We start from the raw sequence: 21,006 nt of genomic DNA, 5'->3' as shown, positions 1-21,006 counted from the left end.
TATGTAGTTGTTCTACATTGATAAATTCAAACGCAGTTAGCATGATATTTAACCCGCTAGAATGATCAGCTATTTAAGTGAATTGGTATAATGCAGAGCAAATGCCAAGCGGCAGCCGCTAACGCTATTATGCCAGCACTGAACAGTAATTTTGAGCTCACAGGAGCGTGTATAATCTGTTGATTTGATGACAGCAAATTAAGTTACCTATCTGCCCTAAATTGACAACATTTCGTTATTTTAATCTTGTTTGTTTTTTATACGCTAGTCAATACCGACACAGGCTGTGTAGCGTTTTGCGATTTTAACGACCTTGTCTTTGGATTCGATAATTTCATTATCGTTTTTGAAAATACGCTGTTCACACATACCACGCATGTTCGCGTATGTTTTTAAGCACTCTTTTACGCTTTTTCCGCCCGATGTTTGATATGACTCATCGTTGCAAAATTGTAATGCGAGTAAGTTAGAACCAAGCTTGATTTCACCTAAGCTAACATCGCTGGTTTCAGCTTTTGCCAAAAGGTCTTGGTAGTTGGCGATATGTTGTGAGCTTGCATTGCTATAAAAATACATTCCGCCTAAAAATAGGCCTAGAAGTACAATAAACTTCATAATCATTCCCTTGATATTGTTTTTATTGAATTTAAATCGGTGACGAAAAATTTAGCGCATTACGTTACCGCTTTTTTGGTTGAAAAGCGAACAGTTTTTAAAGCGCTTAAAATTAATTCACCTTAATAGTGTTATTTTTTGCAATTGTTCTTATCTAATGTATTCATCTTAATGAACTTATGGTTACGTTTTGTGTTCTGATTGGTATAAGCAGTAAAACCGCTATAACAACCCAGAAAGCATCTTATTAAAGCCAGGAGAAAAACGAGAGCGTAAAGGTAAACACGCTCTAGATGAGTTATGACGAAAACCAAAGTAAGCGTATTGATACTAGCCGGATTGTTTTTTTGCATTCTATTTATGCTCGTATCTCAAATAATCCCGGTTCAAGGTGCAACACACAATGATTGGCATGCAAAAACCTTTTGGTATGAGCCGTGGGGCAGCTCAGGGGTACATAAAGGTATCGATATTTTCGCCAAAAAAGGAACGCCCGTAATAGCGTCTACGGCAGGAATTGTGATTTATTCTGGCACTTTGCCTAAAGGCGGTAAGGTTGCTTTGATTTTAGGGCCTAAATGGCGAGTTCATTATTATGCGCATTTAGAGCAAAACCAAAGTAGAACAGGTCAGTTAGTTGCGAAGGGAGAGGTTATTGGCACTTTGGGCGATTCGGGAAATGCCAAAGGTAAGCCAGCACATATCCACTATTCGGTCGTTACATTAATACCTTACCCGTGGCGGTTTACCACAGAAACGCAGGGTTATAAGAAAATGTTTTACTTAAACCCTGCCGAATTATTCACACATCACTAAGCTAAATTATTAACAAGCTTTGAACTATGTTGTGACTGTTCTAATTTTTCTGCGGCAAAACTATTAAATAACCAAAGTGCGAGCGCGGTAATAAACGCAATAGCGGCGCATAAGAGCCAAAAGTTCGCGGGCTCATTAGCTTCAACAGCCCATTTGTTGTAACCCCAACCAGAGAGCTTGCCTGCAAACAAAAAGCCGATGGCAGATGCAGTGTAAAGGTAGCCTTGATACATCGCTGCTTTGTCTTTCGGCATTACTGAGGCTACGTATTCCTGCTGTTTTGGCGATGCCATCATTTCACCGAGTGAAAAGATAAGTAAAGCCGCTACCGCAAGCGCGCCGCTTACAATTGCTCCAGCCTCTGAATTTGCCAGTAATAAATAACTGCTGGCAATCATTAAAGCGCCAGAAATAATTACATAAAAGGTTTTAAAACGTGCGCTCAGTGCTGATACCAATACTTGTAATAGTACAATAGAGCCAAAGTTTACCGCAGCAATGTATTCAGGTTTAAACTGACGATAATCATTTGCCCACTGGGTTGCGAGTGTGCTGATTTCAGCTTGAGACAGTGCACTTAAGCTTGGTAAATGAGCTTGTAATACCTCTTTTGGAATGCGCACATTGTAGTTAGTTAATTCAAGGTAGGCTTTATGAAAGCTGTTTTCTTGGCTGTAATCAAATTGGCTTGCAAGCGCAGTGATTGCAGTTGTTAGCTGGGGCACATTAACAAACGAAGCGGCTTCACCAAACCCCGCATGAATTGAATTCGCAAACATCACAAGATCACTGCTATCAACGTAGTCGCGAATAAAAAGCGGAAGGGTAATAAAAATTTGCATATAAACCAGCCAAAATCCGCTCAAAATCAAAATAAGTAACAAAAAGGGTTTATTGCCCATTTTTATTTTGCTGCTATACCAATGTGTTCCAGCTTTTGGCGCTAATATGTGCCAGACTAAGTTTAAACCTAGCCAACTTGCAATAAACCCGTAAGCGAATGACTCAGAAATTAATTTTGTACCTGGCAACATAAATGCAATGAGGATTGGAAAAACAAGTAACGCAAAACGACCATTTCCAAGCACTTCTCGCATTTCAATCAGTATATCTTTCAACGGTTTGGCTGGGGTGTTTTTGCGAATTTCAGCAGTTGGGTCGCGGTAAAATAAAGTGACAGGGATAAAATTAATAGCAATCCACACTGCGGCCATAATAAACACCATATCCCAACTTGTGTCTCGCATGATGCCTGCAATAACAGGCCCTAAAAAGCCACCCACATTGACCATCATGTAAAAAACGCCAAAGCCTAAACTGCGATTGCTATCGTTGGTTGCATGAGTCACCGTGCCGGTGATCAATGGTTTGAAAATGCCAGCACCAATTGCAACACCCATAAAGGCTAGGAAAAACGCGCTATAGCTTGATACTTGACCTAGCAAGTAATAACACGGGGTCATCATGGCAAAGGCAAGTAACAGCATTTTTTTGTAGCCGTAACGATCGCCTAATGCCCCAGTTAATGCAGGCAACAAGTAGATACAAAATGGCACAAGTCCTTGCAAAAAACCGCGCTGCTCATCACTAAATCCCATACCGCCTTGTAATATTGGGCTGGTCATATAAAGCGACGATACGGTAAAAAAACCGTACCATGCTAAGCGTTCAAATATTTCCATGATGTTGGCAATGTAAAAGCTGCTGCCAAATGGACTGCGCGAAGGCTTGTCTGTCGTCATAACACTCTTTCTTTTTATTTTGATATATTGTATGCAATATATCAAAGGTGGTTTTTTTAGCAACACTGTTGCGGTTTTCTGTGTTTAATGAGGGATATTTGATTAGATAAATTTAAATTAAATATGTGCTAACTTATTAATAAATTGAAATATATTTCGCAAAAGTGAGCGATTTTTATAAAAAATCTGTATAACAGAAACATTGTTTATTAATTGAGTAATTTAAAATGAATTATAAAAACACATTACTGCCTTTTTCACTTATCGCTGCCGCGGTTTTCTCTTTCTCTACCGTTGCCAGTGCACCTGCAGGTATTGATAACAGCCACCGTAGTGAAACAAATCAAGCACGCGATGCGTTTCGTAAGCCATACCAAACGCTTGAGTTTTTTGGTGTAAAAGCCAATTCAAAAGTGGTTGAGATTATGCCAGGTGGTGGCTGGTACACAGAAGTACTTGCGCCAATGCTTGCAGCAGAGGGGCAGCTTGTCGCAGCTCACTACCCAATTACAACAAGTTCAAAATACCGTAAACGCTCACGCGAAAACTTTGAGAAAAAATTAAGCGATAACAAAAAGGTATACGGCAATGTTGTTATCGCTGATTTTGATCCAAATGTGTCAATCGATGATAAAACAAAAAACGCAGATGTAGTGTTAACCTTTAGAGGCTTGCACGGTTTACAAAACGGCAATCAGTTAGCAGCTGCATTTAGTCAGTTTAACCAAATGCTTAAACAAGGTGGCAAATTAGGCGTTGTACAGCACCAAGCACCTGAAGGCTTTGACCCAGTAGCAACAGCGAAAAAAGGCTACTTGCCAAAATCACATGTAATTGCAGTGGCAAAAGCCGCTGGATTCGACTTAGAAGCTGAGGCGTATTTCCATAATAACGCGAAAGATCGCATTATTATTGATAACGTTGAAGCAGGCGTATGGGCACTGCCGCCTTCGCTTAATGCAAAGGAAAATAAAGAGCAGTACCAAGCAATTGGTGAATCTAACCGTATGACATTACTTTTCAAAAAGCGTTAATTAAATAAGGCCTTAACATTAAAACTGGTTGAAGCCTAATACAAATCACGCATTTCGGGCTTAAAAATTAGCCATTATTGGCTTAGTTTTTCAAGCCCGTTTAGTTTATATTGAAAACAATAAAAATAAGCATAAGAAGACGAAACGTGGCACAAGCAGTTAAAAAAATCGTTATTGTTGGTGGGGGCACAACAGGGTGGATGGCAGCGGCGAGTTTATCGCGCTACATTCAAGACAAAGACATGTCGCTCACGCTAATTGAATCACCTAACATTAATACCGTTGGAGTTGGTGAAGCAACCATTCCTAATTTTGTCGATTTTAACCGCAATTTAGGCATTAACGATGCTGAATTAATTAAAGCCACACAAGCGACGTTTAAACTTGGTATTGAATTTGAGGAATGGTCGCAAAAAGGTGAGCGTTTTTTCCATCCTTTTGCAGCCTATGGCGCACCCATCGAAAATTTGGATTTTCACCAATATATCAACAAGCTCAATGCTGAAGGCAAACAGCTTGATATTGAAGATTATAGCTTCCCAATTCAGCTTGCCAAAAAAGGCGGATTTGCGCAGCCAAACCCCAATCAAAATAACCCACTAGCACAATACTCTTACGCCTATCATATTGATGCTGTGTTGTATGCGAAGTTTTTAACGGAGTTTTCAGTAAAACGCGGTGTAAACCATATTTTAGCCAATGTGAGCGAAGTTAAACTAAACGCTGAAAATGGCTTTATTCAAGCGCTTACCCTTGATAATGGTAAACACATTGAGGGCGATTTGTTTATTGATTGCTCTGGATTTAAAGGCGTATTAATTGAAGGTGCGATGGGTATTGGCCTTGATGATTTGAGTCACTTGCTACCTTGTGACAGCGCTGTCGCAGTGCAAACGGAACTAGTGGGTGAACCCACGCCTTATACCCGCGCAATCGCAAAAGAAGCAGGGTGGCAATGGTGTATTCCGCTGCAGCACCGAATGGGCAATGGTTATATTTATTCAAGTAAATTCATTACAGATGAAGAAGCGAAACAAAGCCTGCTCGATAGTGTAAAAGGGCGCACAATTACCGATGTAAAAACCTTTAAATTTCCACTTGGTAGGCGCAAAGTAAGCTGGCATAAAAACTGTTTTGCCCTTGGTTTAGCTGCTGGCTTTTTAGAGCCGCTAGAATCACTTGGCATTTCGTTAATTCAAACCGCGCTTGCTAAGCTGATGACTTTCTTCCCAGATATGTCGTTTAATCAAGCTGATATTGATGAAGTTAACCGTTTGCATAATGATGAGTTAGACCGCATTGTTGATTTTTTATTAGTGCACTACAAATTAACGCAGCGCACCGACACCGCATTTTGGCGTTACTGCCAAGAGATGCCCATTCCAAAAACGCTTGAGCATAAAATTGCCATGTATAAAAATCGTGGCCATGTGGTGATGTATGATAACGAGTCTTTCCAGCAAGCAAGTTGGCTTTCAATGTTTTATGGTTTTAATGTTACTCCTTCGCGTTACGATGTACGTTTGGACCACTTTAACTCAAGCGCGATTGCTGAAAACTTGGCGAAAATGAAAGCGCAAATTGCTATGGCCGCGAATAATTGTTTGAGTCATCAAGCATTTATTGATAAACATTGTAAAGCAAATAATGATGTGAAAAATCAATAATGTTAGTACCGTTTACAAAAACCCACATTGAACAACTTACAAGCTGGTTTCCAGATGAAGTTAGCCTTTCCAAGTGGTCTGGTCCGGGGTGATCTTAAATTGTTCATCGAGTCCGACATCAAGAGAGCGGTAGCCTTTTTCAGAATTTCCTTTTCTAATTCAATACGTTTTATTTTCTTCTCAAGCTCTTTAATCTTACGCTGCTCTGGCGTCATTGGGCTAGCTTTACTCGTTATGCCTTGGCGCTCATTGCGAAGCTGCCTAACCCACTTATCCATCGTAGATTTGCCAACATTCATCGCTTCAGCCGCTTCTCGAACTGAGTAACCTTGAACAACAACTAGTTGAGCTGCTTCTAATCGAAATTCTGGTGTGAAATTACGTTTGCCTGTTCTTGTCATTATGTCACCTAAATTATCTATGAGGCGATCATATCAGCCTCTAATTAGGTGGCCAAATTCAATGTACCACTACACATGTTGTTTCTTGTAAATTCAGGATGGACATTTGCAGAAGTTGTTGCTCCAGCACGAGCTATGTGATCAAGTTCAGCAATGGCTGATTGATATTTTTTTGAAACAGTCACAGTTTCGTATTTATTTTTGCTGCCTTTGAGCTTTTGGCGCTTCTTTACTTGTTTGGTGTATTCGCTGTGTTTGTAGTACCGCGTCCTTACCGCGACATAATTTTTGTGAGCCATGCCTCTGCAATTTGTTCTTACATTCATATCATCATATAGAAATATGAATTCAAGTCGCAGCATCAGCATTGTCGAATTTATTCATTAGCTATGCTAAAGGTTTTAACCCACTAAAGCCTAACAAGTTAGGGCGTGGGCTTTTGCAGATTGAAGAGGCAAAAGTGGGAAGGAGAGCAAGAAGACAAACGAGCAAAAATATGTCAGCAAAGCTCTAAATTATCATGGCACAGATAACGAATATTTCCTTGCTGTTACCTCCTGTGGCTTTAATGTTTACAAATGAATATCGGTTTGGGGGCATTTAAACCAAACAGCTTCTTTTCCCTATGGCTATTCCATCTGTCATACCTGCGTGTGAGTTTGTTCTTATAAGAGTGTTCAAACTGCTTATCTAATGAATCAACTTTAGATAATCTACTTTTCCAGACATCAAATCGCTGGTCTACTATTTTGAGGAAAAGTTGATTATAGCACCAGTAATCTTCTAAATTTTTGGACTCATTCATTAGTTTATACCAATGCCGAGACCAACTATTTCTATTGTAAGCGTACATTGCAGCTTGGTACGCTTGACCTACAAGACCTTTTTCGCTCCTGTATTTCTCAAGTACCTTATCATTAAATAAACTTTGGTCTGAAAATCCAGCTACCATTATGCCTCTTGCTACTTCAGATGGCTCAATTCTTGACACTTTTTTAGTTATGTATTCGTGTAGTAATTCGTGCTTATTGTTTAATAGTGCAGCTACAACTTCTAGCAACAACTCTTTGTCTGTATTCGCTTCATCTAAAAAGCTAAATTGATGTTTCTTGAAAGGTTCACCTTTAAAGCTCCAATAAATATGCGATTTCAGGGAGATTTTAGCTTTACCAAATACCTGATTAACCCACGGTTTGCAGGTTGCTATTTTGTCGAGCAGTAGCAACGATTTTTGAGGTTCTGTCTCATGTATTGCAAAACAAAATTTCAATAAATAATTGTAAATTGGAGGTAACTTCGACTCCCCTAGGTTTATGAAAAATTTAAACCACTTATCAGTTATTATTTTATCGCTATTAATCAGCATTTGTAATTCAAATTCAGTAACATCATCCAGAACTATAGAAGCATTTTGACGAGACAAATTACACCTAAAACGCTCGAAAGACTCATGTGCAAGCTCTTGCCTCTCATTGAAGTCCTCAATACTCTCATCATCAAAAATCGACTTTAAATGCTCATCAGGAGTTTCAGGGGGGGGCTTAACACCTTTTATACTGAACCTGCTCGGTTCGTTAGACACTGGATTTGATATATCAATTTCTATCTCGATATTTTCTGGGGCAGCCTCAAGCCCAATTGATAATTTTAGGGATTTATCAATCAACGCAATCAGCGACAACAGACACTTTTTATCCAATAAAGCGACTGCTCGACCATAAGTTGAAGGAGAGATACGATCTAATGCTTCAATGCTTGATAGAAGTCCTTTTTCTAATGCCCTAAGGAGAGCCATTGACAAATACCATTTAGTTCTATCTTTATCTTCAGACATTTCATTTGCGTTCAACTCACTATCAACAATTAGCTTCAATAGTCTTTGGTCTTGAACTTTAACTGCTACAGCGAGAATTTCAGTCTTAATCTTCTTAGAACCTTTTTCCCACCCGTAATCTATAAGCTTCCTTATACATTCAGTTAAGCTACAACCTGCGTATCTAATAAACAACAAAGATAAAAACATTAAATGCTCATCTTTGGATTCTAGTATTCTACTGACATATTTTTCAAAGTAGGCGTTGTCTACAGGTTTGAACAAAGCAAGCAGGTCTAGCAGCATATTCTTTTCCATGGAGTGTGAAAGAAAAATGTCTAATTGTTCATTTCCTGTAAGATGAGGAAACGCAAAAAGTAATAAATACTGTCGAATTAACCACTCATCACGAGTTGTATCTTCACACTTATCCATACCTCTCCATTTATTAATAAATGCAGAAGCTTGATCTTTAGTTAACAGCGCATTATGACGAGATATTCCAAATACTCCTTGTCTTAGTTCAACCCCATCTCTAGTTGTGACACTATCAATTATGTCTCTACGCTTCTGAACAGCAACATTAGGTTCAAACCTTGATAAGCCATAGCAAGCAGACTCTATGAATAAATCATCTGAAGTTGTACCAAACGAAGTATGTACTTTGCTCGTGTCACTTGCTTCGTATTTTTTTGCTGTAACAGATATGTTTTGGGGCTTATTCGATTGTGGATCACAAGGGTCAACTGAGCAGTAATTTTCTATGCTTCTCCAATTTCCAAAACTTTTTCTATCTTTTGTTAATTCAAGCACTAATTGCTCATCTTCAATGCCGCTTTTCGTATCACCAATGGCTCTCAGAATATTTACTAACGTCCATTTACCAGTTCGAGATACATCTTCTCTACGGAGGTGTTCGCAAAATGAATGAAAAGCTTGCTGCGTTTCTAACCAATCGATGTTGTTTAGCCTAATAAGGCTATAAAAATCTTTGTATGGGGAGCGGTGACTAGAGTTTAATATTTGCCCAAACTTCCAGTAAAATAAGTTTTTGGCATATGTTGCTAACGGTTTACCAGCCAATAAAGATAGTGCTAACTCTGAAAGTTGGCTCGAATCATAGTCGTCATTCCTTTCTAAATTAGACAGTACTTCCCTCTCAAATTTAGACAATGCATTTATCGAATTGGTTATTTCATTAGACTTTTTTTGCAATTCTTCTTCTGAATCTTTGAAAGCAGAGAGTTTAGGTGAAAGGGAGTATACAGCTAACCAAGATATTACTTCCTTCTCAACCGATTTCCATAAGTCATTTTCTGAAGCAATATTGAGTAGTGCACCGTGAAGCCAATCAAAGTTAGCTTGATGACTACCCTCTAAACAAATAAATCGAGCAGATGTAACAAATGCTAAGGGCTTTTCTTTTGCAGCACATACAAATACAGGAAAATCTTCTGCATTCGTATTTTGCATTTGAATAAAACTATGCAACAAAGATACTAGGATTCTATCGTCACATTTGTTATCTAATGCTGAGATTGTAATCGCTGATATTATTACGTCTGACGTATCATCAAGAGCTGCAATTGGATCGATAATTTTATCCAAAACATCATGTAGGTTTCTGTTGTTTCTCAAAGCTTTCTTTAATTTTTCAACAATGGAAAAACTAAGGGCTAAAGTAACTCCTTCTTCTTTTAGGTAATAGCTCGAAGGGTCGTCATCTAAAAGCTCATAAAATCTACCATCTGCGACTATAGCAAGCTCTCCTTCAAATACTTTTAAATCATCTTCCTGTCCTATTGCTATTCTTTTTTGTATTTCATTAGCATCCTTAACTAAACGTTTTGCAAAAGATGAAAATGGGACTGGCTCCCTAGCATTTCGCTCTATTGATCGCATATGTTCGAATAGCAATCTGCTAACGCTAAGCTCATCAATATTCTCTATTTCTTCTTGGCTTAGAAGCTCTAATGAAATTCCTAGTAATCTTGGATTACATAAAGACCTGGCTACTTTGGGTTTAAGGTCATTGCCGATAATTCCATTTTTTAAAAGAATCTCATCCCTTTCGGAAACAGACCATTCAGGGATATCAATTTGCTCATATGTGGACTCAAGTCTATTTTTTACATAATTGTCAAAATATTGCTTTCTTGTTGAAACAATAACACTTGCATTTAACTGCCTAACTTCAAGGCAAATAGCGTCTAATAATTTCCCCCAGTCACTTGTAGGTTTTTGATTTATTCCGTCAATTACAATTACTATTTTTTTGCTTTGATCTACAGTGGGATTCTTCCATTGTTCAAATAAACGATGCCACCTCTTATTATTTCCAAGTGATAATTGTCCACCAGTTTGCTTAATTAACTTTTTAACAATTAATTCTGAAAAATCAAAATCCCCTGTATTATTGGGTAAATCTTCAGGTGAAAAAAAAAGCAAGATAGGTTTATTTTTTTGAACCAGCCAGCTTTGAGCTAATATCCAAGATTTTCCACAGCCTTCTTTACCTGATACAACAACTAGCTTCTTTAAACCATCATTAATATAGTATGGCTCTAGTTTCTGAACTAAATCGTTTCTCTGGTTTATGAAATTGGAAGTTACAGCATTGGGGCAAATAGGTTGCCCAAAGTGGATTTTAGCCTCAGCTTTATCAGAAAATTTATCCAGTAACCAAGATTCATTCGCTCTTTTTGCAGAAGAGTAGCTGAGGTGAGCAACATCCAACTCAGACTTTATTTTATTGATTTGAGTTTGTTGATGTGTGCTTTGATTAATTGCAGTTAATGCAGGGACTACATTAGATAGTAGAGATGAGTTGCAATTCGCATTACTTAAAATAAAATCTTCAACGCATTTCCCTGCTTTAGCTAAAGCGGCGGCTAATAATGGAAGTGATGAATCTGACCAATCTAATACGAATACAAATAAACCACTCTTATCTCCAACTTTCCTAACATCATCTATAAGTTGAGTTTTAATTGAAGCAGTAGAAGCTAATACCCAAATATCTACTTCATGGTCATTAATAGATAAATCAGTAATTTTTGACAGAATACTTTCACGAGAAGGAGAGTCACCATACCTCTTGCATTCGAAGCAAATAGGGTCAATTTTAAAACTTGATTTACCATCTAGCCCAAATTGTGAGCCACTACCTGCCAGCCTGAATGGAATCCCTGTAATAGACCACAATGTTAGTCCAATTAACCCTTCAAAGCCTGAGTTACCTGAGTGAGGTAGCGATAACAAAACTTCTCTGAGGTTTTCAACATGAGTTTTTAATCCACTATCCATGTACTTCTACTTATTTTTATAGCTCAAAATCAATTACATGAATTCATATCATATCTTTCGAGTTTGAGTAATCTAATTTTTATGATTGTTGCTATTTCTCTTGTATATATCAAACAGCTAATGACACTTTAAATATTTTTCGGTGTTTAGCTTGTGAAAGTAAACGAGTTTAATTGACCAGTTAATCAGCCAAGGCAAAAAACAATTGCAGCTCAATAGCGCGTCGCTTTTTGTGTTATCTGATAATTTATCAGCGATTACTGCCTATGAAAAATCGGGGTTTAAAATGGCAAAGTACCCAACGCCAATCCCTTTAGAAAACTGCGAATATATGGTTAAAACGTGCTAATTTAGCGATGCTTATACTGAGTTTTACAATATCCACGTGAAATATTCGGATTGCGTAGTTTTAAATGCTTAGTGTTGCGGCCAGATACACGCGCTCGCCATAAACGAAAGCTGGCTGGTTTTAAGGCTCGCCTCATTAATCGGATTACGTTTTTCTCAGATAACCCATAGAGTGTTTCGATGGCTTCAAATGGAGTTCTATCTTCCCATGCCATTTCGATAATGCGTGATTGATCAGATTTAGTCATTGGTGTGTAAAATAATAAAATGAATATTCTGATTACGCTAAAAAACGTATTTTTGATCAGTTGTTAAGGCAATTCGCTGGAGAGTCGTTTTATGATGAGATCAAAGGAAAAGTATTTCAGCAGCTAAAGCAAAGGCGCTGCTGAAATATGTTAATACTAGTTCGAGAGTAAATTCACCCACTCATCAGGATTACTGATGATAAATTCATAGGTTTCATTGTTTGTGCACGTAATGCGAATTGCATCTGAGGTAATAGGTAAAATGCCAGCCCCTTTGCCAACGCACTTTTCTACTTTAGCGATTGAACCTCGCTCAACGTTATACGGGCCTAAACCTGATTTCTCGTTAAATGGTTTAAAACAAATACCGTATTGTGACACTGAAAACTGGCCATCAGCTCTTGTCACACCATTTTGAATGGTTGCCGTTGATGATTTTAAGGTACCTTGTTGCATCTTATTTACTCCATGTAACCCAAATACACGTTAAAACTAAATTTAACTTAAATTTAGCTTGTTACCTTAAGCGCTGAACTCACTTCAAACAAGTTAAAAAGTGTTAAGACATTCCAACAGCTTTTCAAAATAAATACATAAGTTGAAGGGATTCGCAAGCGGGTAATTTATCCTTATGGCTAAACCTGTTACCCTACGCGCATTGATACTCTAGAGCAGCAAACATGATTAAAGATAACGAACTGATTAATACATTAGACGAGCTAGAAGCGTTTTTACTGTTAGTTGAAAATGGTGGTTTAGGCCTTAAAAATGTTGAAGGTGTGGCACTTGCTACAAATAACAGTGATGGTCGCCCATTTATTGCGGTATTAGATGATAAGCATCAATTATTGCTAGGTCGTTGGGTATCGCAAGACGTGTATGAAAATGGCAAAGATATGGTGCGTTACGGAGTGAAGAAAACGCATTAATACGCTTTACTATGATAAAAAAGCCAAACATGCGTTTGGCTTTTAACGATTCAACTTCAATTTTATTCTTTTTCACATGAATTTTGGAAATGTTTTAGCTCGTCCCGCAATAGGTTTAATGAGGACAGACATTGATAACCCACGTTATCATCTAAACACCAAGATTCAATTAGTATTTTTAAAGCCATTCTGGCTTTTGGAATGTAATCTGTCCTCGATTCTTCAAAACTCACTTCATAATCGGGAGCAAAACTTCTATCAAATCCGAGTCTTGAAAGCATGTCGTATGCTTCTTTAAACGCTTTCGAATATGCAAATAGAGCATACTCACAGCCATTTTCATTTGAATAAAACTTTTTAAGTTGGATGCTAGATTCCTTGATATGCCTATTAAACTTAGAACAATCAAAACTACTTTCAGGTAATTGCCTGTAATAGTACTTAACCCCACTATCAGGCATGTTTTCAGGAAAAACTGTTTTGTACAGTTTGACAGTTTCAATGTTTACTGAATTAAATAAACTTGCATTACCGTATTTTGCTAATGCTTCATTAGATATTGTTTCTACTGTATTTTTAAAGTGGTTGTAGTGCTCAATGTAATTTGAAAAATTATTTTTTTCTGATATGTCCCTGAACTGAGCTTGCGCTAGTGCAAATTGTTTCTCAGATATTGATACTTGTTGGTTGGCTTTGATTAGTTGGCTTTCGGTTTGTAAACTTCTCAAATACAAACCGTATAGGCCCGTAATAGCAATACAAAATGAAAAAGCTGTCATTGGTACAACAAAAACTTCAGGAACCGATTTCCAGTTGTGATAAAGACTTAAATCAAAGCTTATTTTCTGATTTAAAGCTATCAATTGGATTAGTGTTAAAGTAATGGGCATCCAAAAAACAGCTTTTCTCCAAAAATTGAAGCGCTTACTATACCGTTCGATCTTTGGCTCTAAACTCGATAATTCGTTTGTTAAAGATAATTCATTTTTAGAACGCATTAGAATGTCACAAGAAACTAAGGTTTTTCCAAGATATCATATTTTTTATTTAAGCAGCTTACTCTCAGTTTTTATTATCCGTTTTTCTTTTTTGTAAATAATTAACCAACATTTTTCCAATTCGAAAGTTCTAAATCAGGTTATTTATGTTGCTCGGAATTTAAAGTTATTATGCTATGCTAGTTCCCTTAAAACCTAATTTAAAGCCTTGTTATGAATCTTAATTTTTCTGACTTTTCGCCAATGCAAATTTACCATTTAATGACGCAAACCATAATTCCGCGTCCAATTGCATGGGTTATGACTGATTCGGGCGAAAGTAATTTTAATTTAGCGCCATTTTCTTATTTTACGGCAGTATCGAGTAACCCACCTTTAATGATGTTTTCCGTTGGCAAAAAGCCAACAGGTGAAGTAAAAGATACCGTTAAAAACATTATCGAAACGCGGCAGTGTGTTATCCATATTGCGTCAGTAGATGATGCCAATTTGGTAACGCAAACTGCAGCAACTTTAGAGCATGGACAGTCAGAAGTTGCGCTTAATGATATTGCGCTATGTGAATTTGAAGGCTTTTCTATGCCGCGCGTGGCAGGTTGCAATATTGCCTATGGTTGCGAGCTTTATGAAATTAAAGAAATGGGCGAAGTGCCACAAACGTTAGTGTTTGTTGAAATTAAAACCCTATTTTTAGGCGATGAAGTAGTATCGCTTGATCATAAAAAGCGCATTAAAGTTGACGCCGATAAGGTAAATCCATTGGCGCGTTTAGGGGGCGGCGAATACTCAGGCATTACATCAGCATTTGGCATTGAGCGCCCAGAATAACGTGAACGTTTACAGTGAGCGTACGTCCGCTCACTGTGATGTTAGGCTAAGTTGATTGAGTTTTTGCCTAAGCTCAGTATTTTCTTTTTGTAACTTACGTGCGTTTAGTACTAAGCGCAGAACGTTTTTTAGCTCAAAGTTGTCCCATGGCTTTGCCAAAATAATGGATGCGATATCATCAGTTATCGCGCGTTGGCAAAGCTCCATATCCGAATACCCCGAGAGCAGTACACGGCCAATATCAGGATCATATGCTTTTACCTGTGACAGTAGCTCTACGCCATCAATCACTGGCATACGAATATCAGACAGCACTAAATCAATATCATTTTGCTTTACAATTTCAAGTGCGTTTTCTGGCTCGCTACATTTTGTGATGGCGTAGTCTTTACGCAGTAAGCGCGCAATTGCATTGGTTACTTCTGGTTCATCGTCTACCAGTAAAATATGGGCCATATATCACTCCTTCCTATTAATAATAAAACACTTTTTTATACTTGGCACAATGCATTCACGCGTAAAATCGCCAACCGTTTTAGATCAGAACACAGATGTTTTAAATGGCGTTTATGTGGATACTGTTTAAACGCCTTATACGAAAATGAAATCGCAGTGGTCAAATCGCCATTTTCTCGATGCATTTCACCGTAAGACTCCAGTAAGCGGGCATTGGCTTTACGGCGAACGGTTTGGCTTACATTTCCTAAGGTGCAGATGCGTTCGGTGATTTCGGCCATTGCATCAATGCGATTTTGCTTATTGGCGGTGATTGAGTTGGGTCGCATTAGGTAATCCATCGTGATGTCTTCACTAAATCCAACCTCGCTAATCAGCGCGATACGAAGCCAACAATCCCAATCACTGGCGCTACGAAGACTCGGGTCAAACCCGCCTGCACGTTCGATAATGTCTTTATTAACCATGACACATGATGTACCAATTACGTTGGCAATTATTAGCAATCCAAGGGCATCGTGCAAAGGCTGATAATCACCGTTGTTTTGAGTGCGATGGGCTGCAAATTCAGGCCAATATGAGTAACAATCAATGATTTCTTGGTATTTGGTATCAACGTGCTGATAGTTTGTGAAAGTTAGCCCGCAGTTGGGGGTCGCTAACATATAGTCTACTTGCTTGCGCAGCTTGTTGGGGTACCAGTAATCGTCTGCATCTAAAAACGCGATAAATTGACCATTTGCTTTTTTAATTGCCCGATTACGTGCAGCGATAACACCTTGGTTAGGCTGAGTTAAAACGCGTAACTGATTGTATTTTTGCTCAGCTTGATTCAACCATTCAAGCGAACCATCAGTCGAACCGTCATCCACCACAATTAGCTCAAATCGCACATCTTGTTGCTGTAACACACTGTCTATGGCTTTTGGTAAATACTCTAAACAGTTGTAATTAGGCATGATAATCGACACTTCTTTACACATAACAAATCCTCCATAGTATGGAGTACTTACGCAAAGTGTGTGCCGCGCTAAACAGGGTCAAAATGCACGTAAAAAGCAAAATTGCTTTGCAAAATGCAAATGGTTGATTGCAAATCGGCAATTTAGTGGGGTTAATATGGTATTTTTATCGGCATAAAGATTGCGATGTGCTCTTTACATGAATGTGAGGAGAGCGTTATGAAACATATTGCTATTTATGTCCCACAGTTTCCGGTCGCATCCGAAACCTTTGTGGTCACCGAAATCGAGGCGTTGCGTGCTGCAGGTCACAAAGTTAGCGTGATCACTATGGAGTATTTAGACCATGAGAGTGACTTTGATTTTGATGTATTCGAACTAAAGCGCGAGCGCATTACAACCACACTTAAAGGGTTATGTTGCACTAGTATTCAAGGGGTTGCTAATGCTTATAAAGCCGCATCAAGTCAGCACGCGATACGCAATTTATCACTGCTTTATTTTGGTCTTCAGATTAACTACCTGATTAAAAAACAGCAGATCTCACACATTCATTGCCATTTTATGCACAGTAGTTTGGCGTACGGCATTGTTGCTGCTAAGTATGCAGGAATTAGTGTGTCGAGTGTCGGACATGGGCATGATGTATATGTAAACGCGAACGACCTGAACGCTAAGCTGGCATTTTGCGATTTTAATGTGGCGGTTTGTCAAGATATGTACAACCTGCTGCAAAATATTAAAACCCATTCTGTGCATTTGTTGCATTGCGGTGTAGACGTTAACAAGTTTCAGCATTATGACAACCCAAATAACAGTACGGTAAAAATGTTATTTGTTGGCCGCTTGGTTGATAAAAAAGGCATTGAGTTTGCACTCAATGCGCTTTCTGATATTCCGCCTTCGAAACGACCACAACTTGATATTATTGGCAGCGGGCCCAAGCTGGCGGAGTTAGTTGGTTTGGTGAATCAATTGCATCTTAACAATTGGGTGCGCTTTTTAGGGCAGCGTACATCAAGCGAAATTATCGCGCTTTCAAAGCAATATGATGCGTTTATTGCGCCGTTTTGTATTGCTGATAACGGCGATAAAGATACTGGCCCGGTAGTGCTCAAAGAAGCTATGGCTATGGGGTTACCTACCATTACAACCAATATTATGGGATGTACTGAAATAGTCGATGGTAGCTGTGGCTACACTGTACCAAGTAGAGATAGCAATGCGTTAAAACAAGCCATCTTAACCTTTTGCCAACTGCCTGAAAACGAGCGTATAAAAATGCGTAACGCAGCACGAGAGCGTGTTAACAGGCATTTTAACGCAATAAAACAAGGTGTTAAGTTATCGCGCTTAATTGAGCAGGTGGCGTATGAAAGTTAATGCTGCGTTTGTCCATTACGGTATCGCCATTGCTGGGCTAAAAGGGATCAGCCTACTGATGTTGCCGATAGTGACGCGCTTTTTGGCGCCAGAAAGCTACGGCATGCTGAACTTTCTTGTCAGCATCGGCGCCATGTTGAGTATTTTCTTGGGTTTTGGCATGGCTGAAGTGATTTTCCGCTTTGCGGTAAAGCTGCCAAACGAGATGCTCGACTCATTCATTGCCAGTAGTATTAAGTTTACTTTTTTGGTGAGTTGTGTGTTTTTGCTCTGTGCAATCGTTGGCGCGGATATCTGGTTGGCTCTAATGCCACTGCCAATCGAAAAGTCGTACTTTTGCCTGTTGATGTTTAATTTGGCGCTCACTACATTGCAGGCCATTTACTTAACGCGCTATCGCGTATTGCAACAATCAAAACCCTACATGTGTGTTGCCCTTGCCCAAGGCGTCGTGCAAGCACTGCTTACTTACACCTTATTGTTAAATGATTACGGTATTTTAGGAGTGCTAATAAGTGGTTGTGTCACCAGTTTTATTATTACCTTAGTTTTAGTGATTTACCACCGTGCGCTGTTATTGATGAAGCGGGAACCATTAACAGGCGAACATATTCGCTATGGTGGCTTTATTGCGTTGTCAGCACTTTGTTTATACGGACTCGGTGGCGCTGAAAATTGGTTTATCGCGAGCTATTTAGGATCATCGCAGCTGGCATATTATTTTATTGCAACGCAATTTTCATTGGCATTGTCCTTAGCGTTTGAGCCATTTCGCTTATGGTGGTTCCCAATCCGCTTCAAACGTTACTTTGAAAATACAGAATTAGCAGCGAGTGGGGCTGTTACAGGGTGCTTTATCATCACTATGCTGGCACTAGCAATGATGATATTTGCCCCTTACCTTATTAGTTGGTTGTTACCACAAAGCTATCACAACAGCAGCCAATACATTGGGTTGCTGTGCATTTTGTTGGTTATTAAAAGTTATGCGGAGTTGCTGAATTTAGGCTGTTATCTAGATAAAAACGCGCAATACGTACCACTTATAAACGGCATATGTGCCACGGTAGCAATATTAATTATAGCGTTTTTGACCCCAAGCCAAGGCATTAGCGGCGTGTTTGCGGGGCTTTTTGTTGGGCATACACTGCGATTTTTAGCGTTCTATATTATCAGTCAGCGTATCGCGCCGCTCAAATATCATCTCGGTACGGTGTTATTTGGTTTTGGCTTATTGCTACTGCAAATCGGTATTGTGGGCAATGCGATTTGGCTAAATGTAATCTTGCTAATTGTCGCATTACTGCTGTCATTTAAATATGCAATAAAGTGTGGCGCGATAAAGCCCAATAAATTGGGAGGCAAGTATGGATACTCTTAGCCAACAGCACTTATCGAAATCGCCGATTAAACTCGCGCTGCTCGGTATTTTAATCAGTGTCACCATTATCGGGCTGTTTAAAGTTGCGGGGCCTGCAGCACCTTTTGCTTTGTTGATGCTGCCGTTCGCGCTGTATTTCACCGTGCGATTTAGCGTTATTTTTGTCATTTTATTTATTCTATTTAGTTATTTTCGTATTCACGAAGCATTCCCGGTATTAATGCCGCTCAAGATCCCAAAATTATTGGCTTTGGCGTCACTGTTCGGCATTGCGTGGCATTTGTTTTTAAGTAAAAAGCTCACACCGTTTTGGCACCCAGCGCACAGTGCGTTTATGTTCTTTTTTGCTTGGTTAACCTTATGCGTAATGATGGCGACAAATCGTGGTATGGCGATTGAGTATTGGAGTTCAACCCTAACCAAAGTATTGATTATGGTGTTTGTTATAAGCTGGTGGATCAATACGCCAAAAGCGTTCGGCATTGCCCGGCTTGGTATTATGGTGAGTGGGGCGCTAATTGCGTGTGTTGCAGTCTCTAACAAGCTGAATGGTATTGGCTTAGTAGAAGGTTCACGGGTCACGATTTCGCGTCATTTACAATCGCAAATTGGCGACCCAAACGATCTTTCCTTGGTGCTATTGTTTCCGGTCTCGTTTTTGTGTGCCGAGCTTTTTAACAAAGAAGGCAAAATGATTTACCGTGTATTTGCATTTATCACACTGTGTTTGGTGGTGTACGGCATTATTGCAACACAAAGCCGTGGCGGATTATTAGGCGTAATGGCAATTGTTGCGTACTTTTTGGCGCGCACCATCAAAAACCCTGTGGTATTAGTGTCTATTTTAGGGTTTGGTTTAGCGGTGCTCTTGGTGGCAGCGGGGATCAGCGACAGACAAAGTGGCGGTGCAGCAGAAAGCGGTATTGATGAATCAGCAATGGGACGAATCTATGCGTGGCAGGCGGCAATCAACATGGCGCTATCAAACCCATTCACTGGCGTAGGGGTAAACAACTTTTACGTTAACTACTTCTTTTACAGCCCGCACTGGGATGGCAAAAATCACGCGGTGCACAGTACCTGGTTCCAAGTGCTTGGTGAAACCGGGTTTGTTGGAATTTCGCTTTTTGCAACGCTAATCGCAACGATTTATCGCACATTGAAGCGCAGTGGCTCCAAAGTGAAGTTTTGTCATCAAGCTAATTTGCTTGTCAACGTACAAGCGCTAAAGGCGGGATTAATTGGCTTTGTGGTGTCTGGTACCTTTTTAACTCAGGCGTTTACCTGGCCTATCTACATTATTTTATCGCTCAGTATTGCTTTGGAACAAATGCTGCAAACGTTAAGTAAAGATACGCAGGAGAATCGTCATGATAGCTTATGTTAAAAATTGGGTAAAAAGCAGTGATTCAGGCTTTGGCAAATTTTGTCGCGGTAGTTTTTATGCAATTAAGCATATTGAAATGCCGGTTGTGCCAGTGCTTTACAAAATATTGTTTGCACTTCATCGAAGTAGCAAAACGATTTGGCACAATACACTGCAATTTATTTATTTTACGCCCATGTTTAAAAGCCAAGTAAGCGGCAGTAAAAAGCGCTTAACCTTACAGTGCGGTATGCCACAAGTTATTGGTGCACTTGCAATTAGCCTAGGTGACGATGTCAGAATGTCGGGCATTGCAACCTTTTGTGGCCGCTATCACTCAGGTAGCATAGCAAAGCTAATTATTGGCAATAACGTGGACGTGGGCTGGCAAAATGCATTTTCTGTCGGCACAAAAATTGAGTTACAAGATGATGTGCGTTTAGCTGGAAAAGTATTTTTAGCAGGCTTTCCTGGTCACCCGTTAAATTGCGCCGAGCGCGCCAAAGGTGAACCCGATTTACCAGAACAAGCGGGCGATATCATTATTAAACAAGGTGCTTGGATAGGCACAGGTGCAACGGTTTTGGCAGGCGTTACTGTTGGCAAAGGAGCGATAGTTGCTGCAAATGCGGTTGTCACCAAAGATGTGGCCGACTTTACACTTGTTGCAGGCAATCCGGCCAAAGTGATTAAGCGTGTAGATTAAGGAGCAA

General features: G+C 39.3%; 18 protein-coding genes and 1 pseudogene. 9 read left to right on the top strand and 10 right to left on the bottom strand.

Translation table 11 applies throughout. The annotated features are described in order from the left end of the window. Positions 1–264: 264 nt before the first annotated feature. Positions 265–615, bottom strand: a complete 351-nt coding sequence (locus AN214_RS18700) for a hypothetical protein (protein ID WP_054981094.1) — start codon at positions 613–615, stop codon at positions 265–267. Between the two features lie 360 nt (positions 616–975). Between AN214_RS18700 and AN214_RS18695 the strand changes: the two genes are divergently transcribed. Further along, positions 976–1,431, top strand: coding sequence for a M23 family metallopeptidase (locus AN214_RS18695; protein WP_200911145.1), 456 nt, complete (start codon positions 976–978; stop codon positions 1,429–1,431). Here the strand turns inward: AN214_RS18695 and AN214_RS18690 are convergent. Beyond that, positions 1,428–3,173 carry an MFS transporter gene (locus tag AN214_RS18690; RefSeq protein WP_054981092.1) on the bottom strand — a complete coding sequence of 582 codons (1,746 nt, stop codon included), beginning with the start codon at positions 3,171–3,173 and terminating at the stop codon, positions 1,428–1,430. The two genes, AN214_RS18695 and AN214_RS18690, sit on opposite strands and share 4 nt — an antisense overlap. Before the next feature lie 227 nt (positions 3,174–3,400). On the opposite strand from AN214_RS18690, the gene AN214_RS18685 reads away from it, so the two are divergent. Further along, positions 3,401–4,207, top strand: a complete 807-nt coding sequence (locus AN214_RS18685) for a class I SAM-dependent methyltransferase (RefSeq protein ID WP_054981091.1) — start codon at positions 3,401–3,403, stop codon at positions 4,205–4,207. Between the two features lie 146 nt (positions 4,208–4,353). Further along, on the top strand, positions 4,354–5,874 hold the full coding sequence (locus AN214_RS18680) for a tryptophan halogenase family protein (protein WP_054981090.1): 1,521 nt from the start codon (positions 4,354–4,356) through the stop codon (positions 5,872–5,874). A gap of 90 nt (positions 5,875–5,964) precedes the next feature. On the opposite strand, the pseudogene AN214_RS18675 reads toward AN214_RS18680, so the two are convergent. The 5 genes and pseudogenes from AN214_RS18675 to AN214_RS18650 form a co-directional block, all read right to left on the bottom strand. Next, a pseudogene (locus AN214_RS18675) lies at positions 5,965–6,275 on the bottom strand (transposase); the annotation flags it as partial. 44 nt (positions 6,276–6,319) lie between these two features. After that, positions 6,320–6,574, bottom strand: a complete 255-nt coding sequence (locus AN214_RS18670) for a hypothetical protein (RefSeq protein WP_152960806.1) — start codon at positions 6,572–6,574, stop codon at positions 6,320–6,322. Positions 6,575–6,840: 266 nt separating this feature from the next. Next, positions 6,841–11,394, bottom strand: a complete 4,554-nt coding sequence (locus tag AN214_RS18665) for a hypothetical protein (protein ID WP_054981088.1) — start codon at positions 11,392–11,394, stop codon at positions 6,841–6,843. Positions 11,395–11,744: 350 nt separating this feature from the next. Further along, on the bottom strand, positions 11,745–11,990 hold the full coding sequence (locus AN214_RS18655) for a TIGR03643 family protein (RefSeq protein ID WP_054981087.1): 246 nt from the start codon (positions 11,988–11,990) through the stop codon (positions 11,745–11,747). A 156-nt stretch (positions 11,991–12,146) separates the two neighbouring features. Continuing rightward, positions 12,147–12,446 carry a hypothetical protein gene (locus AN214_RS18650; RefSeq protein ID WP_054981086.1) on the bottom strand — a complete coding sequence of 100 codons (300 nt, stop codon included), beginning with the start codon at positions 12,444–12,446 and terminating at the stop codon, positions 12,147–12,149. 224 nt (positions 12,447–12,670) lie between these two features. Here AN214_RS18650 and AN214_RS18645 point away from each other — a divergent pair, with 224 nt between their 5' ends. Then, positions 12,671–12,919, top strand: coding sequence for a hypothetical protein (locus AN214_RS18645; protein ID WP_010558230.1), 249 nt, complete (start codon positions 12,671–12,673; stop codon positions 12,917–12,919). A 62-nt stretch (positions 12,920–12,981) separates the two neighbouring features. Here AN214_RS18645 and AN214_RS18640 read toward each other — a convergent pair whose 3' ends face one another. Continuing rightward, positions 12,982–13,917 (bottom strand): hypothetical protein, encoded by a 936-nt coding sequence (locus AN214_RS18640; RefSeq protein ID WP_152960805.1) that lies wholly within the window; start codon positions 13,915–13,917, stop codon positions 12,982–12,984. A gap of 213 nt (positions 13,918–14,130) precedes the next feature. Between AN214_RS18640 and AN214_RS18630 the strand changes: the two genes are divergently transcribed. Further along, on the top strand, positions 14,131–14,745 hold the full coding sequence (locus tag AN214_RS18630; protein ID WP_054981083.1) for a flavin reductase family protein: 615 nt from the start codon (positions 14,131–14,133) through the stop codon (positions 14,743–14,745). 30 nt (positions 14,746–14,775) lie between these two features. Here AN214_RS18630 and AN214_RS18625 read toward each other — a convergent pair whose 3' ends face one another. Together AN214_RS18625 and AN214_RS18620 are read right to left on the bottom strand one after the other, a co-directional pair. After that, positions 14,776–15,201, bottom strand: a complete 426-nt coding sequence (locus tag AN214_RS18625) for a response regulator (RefSeq protein WP_054981082.1) — start codon at positions 15,199–15,201, stop codon at positions 14,776–14,778. Between the two features lie 35 nt (positions 15,202–15,236). Beyond that, positions 15,237–16,184 (bottom strand): glycosyltransferase family 2 protein, encoded by a 948-nt coding sequence (locus AN214_RS18620; RefSeq protein ID WP_054981081.1) that lies wholly within the window; start codon positions 16,182–16,184, stop codon positions 15,237–15,239. A gap of 198 nt (positions 16,185–16,382) precedes the next feature. Between AN214_RS18620 and AN214_RS18615 the strand changes: the two genes are divergently transcribed. The 4 genes from AN214_RS18615 to AN214_RS18600 are packed head-to-tail and all read left to right on the top strand — an operon-like array spanning position 16,383 to position 20,999. Beyond that, complete coding sequence (locus tag AN214_RS18615; protein ID WP_054981080.1) at positions 16,383–17,546, top strand: glycosyltransferase; 1,164 nt, start codon at positions 16,383–16,385, stop codon at positions 17,544–17,546. Next, positions 17,536–18,927: a lipopolysaccharide biosynthesis protein gene (locus AN214_RS18610; RefSeq protein WP_054981079.1), complete on the top strand. Its 1,392-nt coding sequence runs from the start codon at positions 17,536–17,538 to the stop codon at positions 18,925–18,927. The genes AN214_RS18615 and AN214_RS18610 overlap by 11 nt, the downstream gene beginning before the upstream one ends. Further along, positions 18,914–20,314, top strand: a complete 1,401-nt coding sequence (locus tag AN214_RS18605) for an O-antigen ligase (protein ID WP_054981078.1) — start codon at positions 18,914–18,916, stop codon at positions 20,312–20,314. Before AN214_RS18610 ends, AN214_RS18605 begins: the two co-directional genes overlap by 14 nt. Further along, positions 20,298–20,999, top strand: coding sequence for an acyltransferase (locus tag AN214_RS18600; protein ID WP_054981077.1), 702 nt, complete (start codon positions 20,298–20,300; stop codon positions 20,997–20,999). Before AN214_RS18605 ends, AN214_RS18600 begins: the two co-directional genes overlap by 17 nt. Positions 21,000–21,006: the final 7 nt, after the last annotated feature.

The organism is Pseudoalteromonas sp. P1-9, from assembly GCF_001399975.1.
Taxonomy (GTDB): Bacteria; Pseudomonadota; Gammaproteobacteria; order Enterobacterales; family Alteromonadaceae; genus Pseudoalteromonas.
Note: the sequence above shows the minus strand (reverse complement) of the source record. Positions and strands in the feature narration are given on the sequence as shown.